Annotated in this window: 9 protein-coding genes; all 9 read right to left on the reverse strand. The window is 55.5% G+C overall.

Annotated features, from left to right (window positions below; translation table 11 throughout):
• Positions 1-5: 5 nt before the first annotated feature.
• On the reverse strand, positions 6-5,072 hold the full coding sequence (locus KZO34_RS17175) for a pilus assembly protein (RefSeq protein WP_219478095.1): 5,067 nt from the start codon (positions 5,070-5,072) through the stop codon (positions 6-8).
• Positions 5,073-5,095: 23 nt separating this feature from the next.
• Entirely contained in the window at positions 5,096-5,695 is a 600-nt protein-coding gene (locus tag KZO34_RS17180; protein ID WP_219478096.1) for a pilus assembly PilX family protein, read from the reverse strand.
• Complete coding sequence (locus KZO34_RS17185; protein WP_219478136.1) at positions 5,692-6,759, reverse strand: PilW family protein; 1,068 nt, start codon at positions 6,757-6,759, stop codon at positions 5,692-5,694. The genes KZO34_RS17180 and KZO34_RS17185 overlap by 4 nt, the downstream gene beginning before the upstream one ends.
• A complete protein-coding gene (gene pilV / locus KZO34_RS17190) occupies positions 6,759-7,238 on the reverse strand; it encodes a type IV pilus modification protein PilV (RefSeq protein WP_219478097.1) in 480 nt (159 codons plus the stop codon). Before pilV ends, KZO34_RS17185 begins: the two co-directional genes overlap by 1 nt.
• A gap of 6 nt (positions 7,239-7,244) precedes the next feature.
• Positions 7,245-7,760, reverse strand: a complete 516-nt coding sequence (locus tag KZO34_RS17195) for a GspH/FimT family pseudopilin (RefSeq protein WP_219478138.1) — start codon at positions 7,758-7,760, stop codon at positions 7,245-7,247.
• Between the two features lie 140 nt (positions 7,761-7,900).
• Positions 7,901-8,854, reverse strand: coding sequence for a 4-hydroxy-3-methylbut-2-enyl diphosphate reductase (gene ispH / locus KZO34_RS17200; protein ID WP_219478098.1), 954 nt, complete (start codon positions 8,852-8,854; stop codon positions 7,901-7,903).
• A gap of 38 nt (positions 8,855-8,892) precedes the next feature.
• A complete protein-coding gene (fkpB, locus tag KZO34_RS17205) occupies positions 8,893-9,345 on the reverse strand; it encodes an FKBP-type peptidyl-prolyl cis-trans isomerase (RefSeq protein WP_219478099.1) in 453 nt (150 codons plus the stop codon).
• Positions 9,342-9,875 (reverse strand): signal peptidase II, encoded by a 534-nt coding sequence (lspA, locus tag KZO34_RS17210; protein ID WP_219478100.1) that lies wholly within the window; start codon positions 9,873-9,875, stop codon positions 9,342-9,344. The genes fkpB and lspA overlap by 4 nt, the downstream gene beginning before the upstream one ends.
• Positions 9,875-12,694: an isoleucine--tRNA ligase gene (gene ileS / locus KZO34_RS17215; RefSeq protein ID WP_219478101.1), complete on the reverse strand. Its 2,820-nt coding sequence runs from the start codon at positions 12,692-12,694 to the stop codon at positions 9,875-9,877. Before ileS ends, lspA begins: the two co-directional genes overlap by 1 nt.
• Positions 12,695-12,750: the final 56 nt, after the last annotated feature.

The raw sequence follows: 12,750 nt of genomic DNA on the forward strand, positions 1-12,750 counted from the left end.
CCCGCTTAGAATGAAACTGATTCAATTTGACGCCAGGACTGCCGTCCACTGGCCGGCGCCGAAGTGAAGACCTCATCCGAACGAATGGCGCCGGTCGACATATTGGTTATGGCTCGCAGCGTGCCCGAACCTCCCTGGTGGAAAGTGACTTCAGACGCAAAGCCCGAACCGATACTCACTACACTTTGCGAAAGCTCCTTGTCATTAACCACATATTCATCTGACGTGGATAAGGGCGCATAGGGAGTCGATGTCCCGGTCAGGATGGAAAGCGCATAAAGGAAACTCTCTCCGTCCAGTTCACAGCTCAGTGCCGGCGGTACGTATTCGGTGAAGGCAAAACTCTGCCTATTCGAGGGATTCAGGGTTGCGCTGCCCGTTACCCTGCCGCTGGGTGCGAAACTGGGATTCTGTAATCGACGTATCCAGCCCGGGTAACCACGCAAAGCACTCTCAAGATCCGAGAAATAGTTTATTTCATCCGAACCAATAGACAGTGTAGTGGCAGTTCCAGAGGAGATGTCCCTAACCTCGCCACTACCCTCAAAGACACCCACATCCGTCGAGTCATACAGACTGCCTGGGGTCACAGAACTATAGGTTAGCTCACCGCTCGAAGAGTCTCGAGGTTCTTTAATCCCGTAAAAGTACTGTTGATCCATTAGCTCGTTATCCGCCGGCACAAGCAACTTGCCGGACCCGACGAGTATCCAACGGTCCCCGAACGTGTCTCTCACAACTGTCGGTGCTGCTTGGAGTGGCCTTCCGGCATTCATCATTTGACCAAGAATTGCGCCAGAGATCCCGTAACTTGCTGTAGAGGCTCCCTGATTGTCTTCGATGAGAAGACGATACAGGCGTCCTCCTGGCTCACCGCCACTGGCGGCATTATCCACAGTGGTCACATAAACGGCGTCATCGCTGTTATTGCGATCCCAATCAGCAACTTCGATACCACCCACAAAGCCTTGAGCGGAACCGAGCGTTAGTGGATCCGCACCCGATATCGTGACGAAATAGTCAGTGGAAGAAGCGGTCGTCGCAGAGCTGTCAACCAACTGTTCCAGATCAATGGCAAACATCTTCGGCGCCTGATCGCTGTCTGCTGCGCTACGCGCAGTTGCTCCCCGAGGCCCGCTACCGAGGACAAGATACCAGTCGTTAACCGAGGGCGCGGTCCAGTCACCGAGGCTTGCCGTATCCGTTGAGGGCTGACGATTTTTTACCAAAGCCGGCTTACTCAACGTGAAACCAAGCTCCGGCGCGGTCACCTCACCGAGCAGAACAGGTGCCTGCTCCGGATCAGTGACATCGAAGACAACATACGCAGACCTCATGACGCGTGAAGCACTGTCGACTTCAACCTCAATTGGCGAGCCGCCAAAGCGCATCCCCATGACCATTACCGTCCCCCAACCGTGAGGGTGCGTCGCATCGGCCGGAAAGATGTTGGCGTCAAAAACCATCGGCTCGCCATCCATGTAGTAGACGTGCTGATAATCCAGCTCACCCAGCCACCGCAAATGCGGAAGCAGGTTAGCCGGAGCATAAGCCCACAGCTCCTGACCCAACGGGTGGTTGGCAGCAACCCCGGAAGGAGGCTGAGTAGAAAACTTACGGGAAGCAGCGTTCCAGTATCCGCCGTTGAAAGCGTGAATCATGCCGTCGTTGGCACCGACATAGACGACTTGACGCCGGTTTCGATACTGATCAGCAAAGGCCTCATAGGTAGTATCGCTGTACAGTGTGTCGTAATTGTCCTTCGGAGTCGCAACAACTGCCGGCGTCGAGTGAATAATATCTCCAAGACGCCATACCTCATCGGTACCGTCACCATCATAATCTATTGATCGACCGCGGAAGCCTGCGACTTCCTTGCCACGCAGAAAATCAATCAGGTTCTCGACGTCGGTGTCCGTCGCACCTGGGAGCCCTAAATATTGCTTCAGGCTTCCGGCCTGACTGCTAATAAAAGGAACAGTGTCAATTTGATCGACTTCATTATCGCCATTGTCATCAATGGCGGTGAAGATATAGCGGCGGTTATTGTCAACATTGGCGTAATTTGCCCGCTGTTCCTCGGGTGAAGACACAGCCGCCAATTGATCAACCGCATTCCAGATCGAATCCAGCTCATTGAGCTCTACAGGAAGTCCTTCGGGCACCAACTGGAAACTGCTGGAGAGGCTATACCGCTGGACATAGGTCTTCTCCAGATTCGAGTCGAACTCCAACTGGACTATTTTGTCCGTGCTGTAATCGTCAAGCTGATCGTTTCCGTTGGAGTCTTCTCTCAGGAAACCATAATTGTCGATAAAGACTGCTCGAAGCGTTCCGGTCCAGGTCACTGTTTTGTTGCCAACCGAATACTGCGGCTGATAGAGCGCTTGATAAACTGCCCCCACCCCGGAACTGCTATTCGCGACAACCGCCGCATTGGTGCCTGATGCCGTACGGGCAACCAATGCCTCGAAAACCCGCTGCAACTGACTGGAAAGAAGCCCCGGGTTACTGGAATAAAAGTAATTGTCGGGCACACCGTCTGAGCCGTTAGCCCCAGTGCGGTTATTCACCAAATCCCACTCACGAGTATCTGTGCTCGAGCTTTCAAAGGTTGGATCGCCACTGTCGTCGAGATCCCGGAAGCCACCGTATTTGGCCGCCAGAAGAAGCGGCTTATCCAGAAGCTTGGTGGCACCCGAAGAGCCCGGCAAGTAAAGCTCCGATACCGGCAGGTAATCGTATTTATCACCGCTTCCGCAGCCAATGGAAGCCGAATCGCCATTCCCTGGTATGGGCAGGTATGGCAGACCATCGGTACCAGTTACAGAAAGCTGACACAGATCGTTCCGATTCTCGCCGCCTGGGCGCTCAAGCCAGTCGCTGATACCATTCTCACCCTGACTGCCAGTGACGACATAGCCAAAGCGCAAATCAAACCCGGCGGCTGTGTAGGCGACGCCCTGGGAAATTCTCAATTGTCCATTCGGGACCTGGACATCGTAAGTCGCGCTGGACCGGGTATCCGTGCCGCCACTGTCACAGCCTGACTCAGAGCCGCCGACGCAGAAACTGATGACCTGACTACCGTCAAGGTCATAGTCGTTGCCCCACGACGAGTCTTCCCAGTGGAACAACAGGGTACCGGATACGAGATCGCCATCCGCATTGGATTCCGTCGCAACTATCTCCACATCGAAAAGACTGCAAGGCAACCAGTCACTGGAATTTGTCTTCTTGGACTGACATGCAGGAAGGAATCGAATGGAGCCCTCGCCAACAGGAATTTCAAAAGAAGGAACCGACTCTGAAAGCTCAACGCCATAGGTATCGACGGTCTGGTTACCGTCCATACCTGTATCAGTCCTGAGGTCTGTCGTCTTGGCGTGACTGGCAAGACCTGCGATCTGGTAACTGCCTTGCAGAGCCGGAGCTTCCGGACAGATACCCAGCGCTTTGCTCAGACTGTCCAGGTTTTTCGAGGTGCAGAGCCCATCATTGCCAGCATCCGTAACACCATCTTCCTTCCCAATCAGGAAGTCCTGAGGGAAAGTACCGTACTCTGCCGCCCCAACCGCGTTGGTTTTGGCCGAGAGGTCGCTGGTACCGGAGAGGCCCTCAATACTGGAGACCGAGCTCAAATCGTCGCCATCAAATGACGCAACCCCCGAAGAGATCATAATGATAGAGCACGCAGCACAACGGGAGTCAGCATTGAGAGCATTTACATTCAGGGAGCTCGGCCAAGTGGCCTCGCTCAGGGCAGAAATATAGGAGTCGTCATTGTCTGTTGAAAAAGCAGCTGAGGCACTCGTGGCCCCTGCGAAATATCGGACGGCCTCTGCATAGATCTCCGATACCGGATTGCCCCAATCCCTGCATTTAGCGGTGCCATCTTCGAAATCGTCAATGGCTATTCCTGGCTTACTACAGGCTGCCGTTTTTTGCGCATCTGTCGCGTTGTCCGATAACGTCCCATACTCATACCGACTTCCTTGCCAACCTATGATACGAATAGCGTCCAAAGTAGACACGATGCCGTCAACGTCCCTGAACGTACCGTTGTTCAGATCAATCTCATCGTCTGTTGGGTCGTCGTTGCCACCAAACATGCCAATATTCTTTCGCAGAACCCCACCAGCGACGTATTTGTCATAGCTACCGCTAATCAAACCGAATTTGAGGTCACCGCTCTCACCATATTGCTGAAGCAAACCAACTGGCTTCGCATTGCCAGCGGTGTAGGTCCTGCATGAATCGCTGTCAGCGTCCTTTCCCGCCACGCACGCCTTCACCCGGACCTGCTGCTCGGAATCCTTGTTGAGCCGATCAGCCACTTTGGGGCTGTTTTCAAGTTCATCCCATTGGCACTGAACAAATTCGTTAATAGACCAACGGCGGTGTTCTCCCTTCGCGATCCTGATCTGGGGGGCACTCGTACTACCGTAAGGGTGTGCCGACGAGACGTTACAGAGGGTCACCGCGTTGTCAGTTCCTCCGTTGTAGCTGTCCGGCAGATAGTCGCTGATGTCCGAGCCGGAATATACTTTCGCGAACGCATGCACGTCGCTTGGAATATAGGCCCTTTCGAGAATCGTGGAATCGTCGGTATCAACGGCGCGCTTACCGCCGTAGAGCACTTTTCGTAACACATCCACTCGGGTCATTGTTGCCCAGTTCAGGAAGTTGCCGCTCCAGTCACTGGACCCGCTACAGGAGTGGCTGTTAGCTCCCGAAGCTTCGGCATTCGGCGAGAAAGCTTTCGCTGAAGTATCGTAGGTGTAACACCAATCGGCGTCGAAATAGCCGTAGTAATCGAAGGAGTCGTCATAGCTTGTCTCGATCACACCGTCACTATCAATGTCGGTATAGTCAGCATAAGCCTTATAAAACAACTGATTATCAACAGACAGACCGAGCATTACCAACGGTGTCTCTCTCGCGGTAAGCACAGGCGGCTGTTGAGTGAAATCAGCCGAACTCAGGGAGTCCGAATTTACTGTAACAGCAGATGCGACTGATGCTGCCGATATCAGGGCGGCTGTTGCAAAGGTCTTCAACTTGATTCCCATGTACATATCCTCCAAGGCCCGCATCAGTTAACGAGTTTGTAGATCGACTGCAGCATTACCACAGAATCGGTTGATGATCCGCTCGCCACGGCGGTAATACGAAAAGCAGGAGACCATTGGGCAAATACGTCCGGATCTGGATCGGGGTTCGCGGGATCTCTAGGCATAAAACAACGGAATTCAACAATATATCGGGCATCTTCAACCGTTCCCGTGATCTGGTCTGAAGAAGCACGGGTCTTCGAACTGGTAGACCAGATAGAACTGTCCTCCCATTCTTTCGTCGTGCCGGATTGACAGTCGGCGACGGGCGTTGAGGAGTTATCGAAGGTACCATTAAAACAAAGGCCACCGGTGCAGGATGAGGAGTAGCAGGACGACCCGGAACAGGCCGGATCGGTGTATGCCTGAGTAATGTCGAAGGTATTCTCGACGAATTCCTCACCATCCAACAGGGCGGCCTCCGCTGCCTGGAACGCCAGATCGTGATCCCGGAAGTTGCCAGCCATCCGTTCTTCCAGACTCGTCATATTCATCGCACTGACACCCACTATCGTTAAAAGCAACAGAAAGACCAGGCTGACAATCAGGACACTGCCTTTTTGGGAAACCATCAATTTCATCCTCGATTCCTCAGCTTCACCGTGCGCACGTACTCTCGTTGTATCGGCGCACCCTCAACTGCCGTCAAGCTCTCCGCCTCAACCTCTAGCCTGACAGTCGTCACGCTCTGCCACTCATCAGCGGTAGTCACCGCGTCCGCAGTCTTATACTGCAAGGTATCCGCCGTCTCATCGTAAACGCCATACAGGACGTCCAGATCGGACACGCCTTCAACTAACGGCTGATAGACATCCGTTCCAGCGGTATCGAACTCACTTGAGAAATTGACTCTGTAAAGAGTAGGTGAGGTCAACGTGGCATCCTGGGCAGGATCCCGGATGTAATAACCCACGCTGGTAATCGAGAAGACGCTTGAACCATCGGTATAAGCGGTCGACGAGGCTCCGGACTGATCCGCACAGGTGTATTCCCCCTTGAGCGCCTTACTGCAATTTTCAACGTTGGAGACGCTACCGTAAGTAAACTTCTTACCCGTGTTGTGAACGACATTTTCAGCATTATCGTTGGTGTTGGTGGGGCCGGACATGACAAAAATGCCGCGATTCGAGCAATTGGAATCGACAATCATCATGATCGCACCCGGCTTGAAGGAGTGCGCGTTGGTGACATCAATCTGAGCGGCATTGGGGTTATGATTATTGACGACCAGCTCGGACCCCATATCCGCAACGTGCAGGATGATGGCGTCGGAGTTCGACAGGGCCTTGGGGAAGCGAGCGGCTGGTAGAGTGCCAGTATCGCCATCAAAGCCCTCAATCCCTTCCTCGAAACTGCCCACAGAGGCAGGGGCATTTTCAATAGAATTCGCGGTGGGCATTTCGTTGGTGCACCCCGAAAACCCGGCCATCCGGATATCTCTGGACAAAAACTCCAGACTAAACCGACCGTTTTCCTGAACCTGTGAGATGGCATCCTGAACCTGGTAGTCCTGTTTAGCCGAAATAAAAATAGTAATCACGCCGGCCGATAAAAAAAGCCCCAGAACGAGGGCAATCATCAGCTCAATGAGTGAGAGCCCGGCTTGGTGTCTTTGCATTCTCGAAATGTATCTGTTCATGATCATCAGATTTTCACCCTGTACTGGAATAGCTGCGGGTCACTATTGTTCTCGGTGCTGCTGTATTCAATCTGGATTGTGTATCCCTGCCAGGGTGTGGCTGTCCCCAGGGCGTCAGGGGTCACAGCCACCTCGGCGCCAGGTAGCAGAGTCTGGGCGCGTTCTTTCCATTGTTTAAAGTCGTACTGCGCCAATTGAGCAGGTGAACAGGCACTAGAGGTGCAATCAGTCACTGAGGTTGGCACTGTTTCGTTCTTTGCAAACGTGTAGCTTCCAGGAGTAGTCCGGGCTGTTTCGAAGTTGGACCGCAGCCGGTCAGCCATATCCATGGCCAGCAGGGTGGCCTGAGTCCGGAAGTAGGCCTCATTGTTGAAACGTAGACTTTGTGTCTGCAACCCAGCCAAACCAAGCAAGCCGATAGCCAACACCAGAACCGCTACCAGAACCTCTACCAGACCATATCCCTTCTGAGGTGAAATTTTCATGTGTGATCAACCCTTGGATGCGCGACCGGTTACACCGATATCAACTGTGCGATCAAATTGACTGCCCGCGGAATGCGAGAACGTGACAAGACCTTGCCCTCTGAGAATCAAGCCTCGACTACCGTAGGTTATCCGGTCCGCCGCACCGCCGTGACTCACAGCCACTTGCGCATCAAGGGCGCCTCGAGAGCGAACGGGGTCATCTCCGGTCTCCTTTACACCATCGCCGTCAGCGTCATGAAAGGCCAACCATCCGTCGCTCCAGGCGAGACTGTCGTCGCAAGTTGAACCATCACTTGATTTACAGATAGTGACCGCCGTGCCCCGCTTGATCGCATCGCTCCTAGCAAACGCAACCAAGCTGAAGAATTCGTCACGGTCAAAACTGACACTGTTGGAAATGATGATATTGCGGAACGAAGGAACCGCAACGGTGACCAAAATAGCCAGCACTGCGATCGTCACCATCAATTCGATGAGAGTGAATCCCGAATATTTAAGGTTTTTTGAGCTGCCAGACATAATCCACTTCCATTATTACGTTTTGCCACACTAAACAACGGCAAAACGTAGTACCACTAAGAGGCGACAAGCGGATTTATACGAGGGATAAGCGGTTAGAGCAAAGAAAAAGATGTGATGGTGTTCAAATGCTGTCGAGGTCAGGAAACCTCGACAGCATCAATCCGCAACTCTTTCGGCATGGAGAACACAATGTTCTCCTCGCGCCCGGCAATCTCCTCCGGAACGCTGCCGCCGAGATCCTGCAGACGTGCAATTACATCGTTCACCAGCACTTCCGGCGCGGACGCTCCGGCCGTGACTCCGACGGCGGTTTTGCCATCCAGCCACTCTGGGTCGATCTGGGCCGCTTCGTCGATCAGATAGGCGGGGGTTCCCATCCGCTCTGCCAATTCACGCAGGCGGTTGGAGTTGGAGCTGTTGGGCGAACCCACCACCAGCATCAGGTCGCAGTCACCGGCGAGCTGTTTCACGGCATCCTGGCGGTTCTGGGTGGCGTAGCAGATGTCATCCTTCCGAGGGCCTTCGATCTGGGGGAATTTCTCCCGCAGGGAGTCGATGACCCGGGCGGTGTCGTCCATTGAAAGGGTTGTCTGGGTCACGTAGGACAGCCGTGTGGCATCTTTGACTGCAAGCTTGGCGACATCCGCCTCGTCTTCAACCAGATAGATGTCACCCCCGTTGCTGTGGTCATACTGACCCATGGTGCCTTCCACTTCGGGATGGCCATGGTGGCCGATGAGAATGCACTCGCGGCCGTCACGACTGTAGCGCATGACTTCCATGTGCACTTTGGTGACCAGCGGACAGGTGGCATCAAAAACCTTGAGCCCCCGACGAGCCGCTTCATTCTGGACGGCCTGGGAGACCCCGTGCGCACTGAAGATCACCAGTTTGTCATCGGGCACTTCGTCCAATTCGTCCACGAAGATGGCGCCGCGATTGCGCAGGTTGTCGACCACGAATTTGTTGTGGACCACCTCGTGCCGCACGTAGATCGGCGCGCCAAACACATCCAGGGCGCGATTGACGATTTCGATGGCGCGATCCACGCCGGCACAAAAGCCGCGAGGATTGGCGAGTCGGATCTGCATGGTAACTTCCCGCTGGTGTTGAATAGACCGTGCTTGCGTCAGTGCGTCGGCCTCGCCGGCTCGACGTCAATGATTTCCACTTCGAAAGTCAGTGTACGCCCCGCAAGCGGGTGATTGAAGTCCACCTCCACTTCGTCGCCTTCGACACGGCTGACGACGCCCGGAAGTTCGCTCTGGCGAGCGTCAGCAAAGGAGATCATTACGCCCGGTTCGAGCACCATGTCGGCACTGAACTCGTGACGCTTGAAGGTCTGGAGATTGTTCGGATTGTGCTGACCAAAGGCTTTCTCCGGCGGCACCTCGTAACTTTTACGCTCTCCGGCCTTCATGCCCATCAGGTAGGCCTCGAAGTTCTCCGGGAGGTTGTCGTCGCCAATTTCCAGCGTGGCCGGTTCTTTCTCGAACGTGGAATCGATAACCTCGCCGTCCGGAAATTTCAGGGCAAAGTGCAGCTTGACGCGGGTACCTTTGTCTACAGGCAATTCTTTCATGAGCGCTCGTCACTCCTTTCGGCATCCCCGTCCGAGTCGGCGGGTTTGCGAAACATATCAAGGATCATCATGGCGGCGCCGATGGTAATGGCCGTGTCCGCCAAGTTGAAGGCGGGGAAATGCCAGTCCTGCCAGTAAAAGTGCAGGAAATCGACAACGTAACCATGAACAACACGGTCGTAGACGTTACCGAGTGCCCCGCCAAGGATCAGTACGATGGCAACCGCCACCCAGGTTTCATGCCGCTGGAGTTTCCTCAGCCAGACAATCAGCACGGTACTGACCACCAGGGCCAGTGCCACAAAGAACCAGCGCTGCCAGCCATCGGCCTCTGCCAGGAAGCTGAAGGCGGCGCCCGTATTGTGCAGCAGGGTCAGGTTGAACATGGGCATCACCGGCACCGGGTCGCCGTAGGTCAACATAGCGGTGGCCAACGCCTTGGTCCCCAGGTCCAGCACGATCACCAGCACCGCCAGCCACAGCCACTTCAACTTGGACCCGCCTGCCGGCTCAGTCATGGTCGAGTCCATCAGGCAAACGAACGGGCTTCACCGGGCCCTTCCACGTTGGTCACACACCGGGCGCACAGGTCCACGTATTTGTCATTACGGCCTACGTCTTCCCGGTGGTGCCAGCAACGCTCGCACTTGGCATGGGTGGCGGGTGCTACCGCCACACGCAATCCTTCGTGGCCGGTGAGCTCGGCATCACCGGCTTCGGACGCCGGCTTCACCGTTGCCTCCGAAGTGATCAGTACGAAGCGAAGCTCTTCACCAAGGTGTTTGAGGTTCGCCGCCAGATCACCCTCACAGAAAAGCGTGACTTCCGCGCTCAGCGACCCCTTGATCTCGCCTCGAGCGCGGGCCTCTTCCAGACACTTGTTGACCGCCTCTTTGACGCTGTAGATCTCGCGCCAGTAGTCCCGGCCGAGCTCCGCCGTTTCCGGCAGCTCGGCGAGACCATCGTACCAGGTCTCGTAGAACACGGTGTCGCCACGCTGGCCTGGCAGATGCTGCCAGATTTCGTCTGCGGTGAAGCTGAGAATCGGGGCAATCCAGCGCACCAGAGCCTCGGCAACATGATACAACGCGGTCTGGCATGAGCGCCTCGGAAGGCTGTCGGCCGGTGTGGTGTACTGGCGGTCCTTGATGATATCCAGGTAGAAACCACCCAGAGTCGCCTCGCAGAAGTTGTACACCTTCTGGTAGATGCGCAGGAAGGCGTAATTCTGATAATCCTCGTGCAACTCGTTCTGCAGCTGCAGGGCACGATCCACCATCCAGCGATCCAGCGCGATCATATCCTCCGGCGCCACCATGTGCTGTTCGGGATCAAACCCGTTGAGGTTGCTCAGCAGGAAGCGGGAGGTGTTCCGGATCCGGCGATAGCCATCGGCAGTCTGGCGCAGGATGTCCTTGGACACCGTCATCTCACCGCTGTAATCGGTCGCCGCAACCCACAACCGCAGGATGTCGGCACCCAGCTCGTTCATGACCTCCTGGGGTGCAATCACGTTACCGAGAGACTTGGACATCTTGTGCCCTTTGCCGTCCACGGTGAAACCGTGCGTCAGGACCTGCTTGTATGGCGCCACACCGTTCATGGCAATGGACGTCTTCAGCGACGACTGGAACCAGCCTCGATGCTGGTCGGAGCCCTCGAGGTACATATCCGCCGGAAACTGACCGAGCTCTTCACGGACCCGAAGTACGGATTCGTGCGTCACACCGGAATCAAACCAGACATCCAGAGTATCGGTAACCTTTTCGTACTGATCGGCATCTGCGCCCAAAAACGCGGCCGGCTCGATGTCGTACCAGGCATCAATGCCACCCACTTCGATTTCCTGGGCGACCTTCTCGATAAGATTCTGGGTATCCGGGTGCAGCTCCTGGGTTTCTTTATGGATGAACAGCGTGATCGGCACACCCCAGGTCCGCTGGCGCGAGATGCACCAGTCCGGAGACTGCTGAAACATGGCTTCAATGCGGTTTTGCCCCCAGGACGGCACCCAGCGCACACCCTTGATGGCTTCGAGCGCATCCGCTCTCAAGTGCTGCTTGTCCATGCTGATGAACCACTGGGGCGTAGCCCGATAGATCAGCGGCGTCTTGGTCCGCCAGCAATGGGGATAGCTGTGGCGGAACTTCTCGGAACGCACCAGCTTGCCCTCACGGGTCAGCGCAGCACAGACCGGCTCATCGGCCTTGTACACATGCACCCCGGCCAATTCGCCGGCCGCGCTGGTGTAAGTACCATCCGCCTGGACCAGATTGAGAGTATCAATGTTGTAGGCCTTGCCGACCTCGAAATCTTCCATGCCGTGGTCAGGGGCGGTATGGACCGCCCCGGTACCTGCCTCGGTCGATACATGATCGCCCAGGATGACCGGCACCTGCTTGTCGTAGAACGGATGCTGAAGGGCCAGATGCTCGAGGTCAGCCCCGGAACAGGTCGCCAGCACCTCATGGCCCTCAACCTCCCAACGGCTCATGATGCCGTCCACCATATCAGCCGAGAGGATCAGGCGTTCGGGACCTGCGCCGACATCCACCTGCACCAGTGCGTACTGAAACTCTGCGTTCAGGGAGACGGCCTGGTTGGCCGGAATAGTCCAGGGCGTGGTGGTCCAGATAACCACCGACACATCGCCTTCGCCCTTATCGGTGCCAAACAGGGACAACGCCTTTGCCTGATCGACGGCGGTAAAACGCACGTCAATCTGGGTCGAGGTCTTGTCCTGGTACTCAACCTCCGCTTCCGCCAGTGCGGACTGACCCACCACACTCCAGTAAACCGGCTTGTAGCCCCGAACCAGGTGCCCCTTGGCAACGATTTTTCCAAGCGCACGAACAATACCCGCTTCGACCTTTGGATCCATGGTCAGATAAGGTTTATCCCACTCGCCCATGACCCCCAGGCGAATGAAGTCCTCTTTCTGACCGGCAATTTGCTTGGTCGCATAGTCACGACAGGCCTGACGGAAGGTCTTGTAATCGACCTTCACACCGGCCTTACCGATTTCCTGCTCCACTTTGTGCTCAATGGGCAGGCCATGACAGTCCCAGCCCGGCACGTAGGGCGCATCATAGCCCATGAAGCTGCGCGACTTGACGATCATGTCTTTCAGAATCTTGTTGACCGCATGACCAATGTGAATGCTGCCGTTGGCATAGGGAGGGCCATCGTGAAGAACGAATTTGTCCCGCCCCTCGCGCTGCTTGCGCAGGTTGCCGTACACGTCGAGGTCCTGCCAGCGCTTGAGCATGTCCGGCTCACGCTTGGCCAGGTTGCCGCGCATCGGGAAGGCGGTTTCCGGCAGATTCAGGGTGTGCTTGTAGTCGCTCATGGTCTGTGTGCGTACTCTTTTGGTCAGTTTGGGTCAGTATTCAGTTATGTGTGGGC

It is taken from the genome of Marinobacter sp. F4206 (assembly GCF_019392195.1).
Classification (GTDB): Bacteria; Pseudomonadota; Gammaproteobacteria; order Pseudomonadales; family Oleiphilaceae; genus Marinobacter.

Excerpts from the sequence above, each read along its gene's own strand:
- KZO34_RS17175 (WP_219478095.1), bottom strand. The coding sequence starts at position 5,072 with ATGGGAATCAAGTTGAAGACCTTTGCAACAGCCGCCCTGATATCGGCA.
- KZO34_RS17180 (WP_219478096.1), bottom strand. The coding sequence starts at position 5,695 with ATGAAATTGATGGTTTCCCAAAAAGGCAGTGTCCTGATTGTCAGCCTG.
- KZO34_RS17185 (WP_219478136.1), bottom strand. The coding sequence starts at position 6,759 with ATGATCATGAACAGATACATTTCGAGAATGCAAAGACACCAAGCCGGG.
- pilV (WP_219478097.1), bottom strand. The coding sequence starts at position 7,238 with ATGAAAATTTCACCTCAGAAGGGATATGGTCTGGTAGAGGTTCTGGTA.
- KZO34_RS17195 (WP_219478138.1), bottom strand. The coding sequence starts at position 7,760 with ATGTCTGGCAGCTCAAAAAACCTTAAATATTCGGGATTCACTCTCATC.
- ispH (WP_219478098.1), bottom strand. The coding sequence starts at position 8,854 with ATGCAGATCCGACTCGCCAATCCTCGCGGCTTTTGTGCCGGCGTGGAT.
- fkpB (WP_219478099.1), bottom strand. The coding sequence starts at position 9,345 with ATGAAAGAATTGCCTGTAGACAAAGGTACCCGCGTCAAGCTGCACTTT.
- lspA (WP_219478100.1), bottom strand. The coding sequence starts at position 9,875 with ATGGACTCGACCATGACTGAGCCGGCAGGCGGGTCCAAGTTGAAGTGG.
- ileS (WP_219478101.1), bottom strand. The coding sequence starts at position 12,694 with ATGAGCGACTACAAGCACACCCTGAATCTGCCGGAAACCGCCTTCCCG.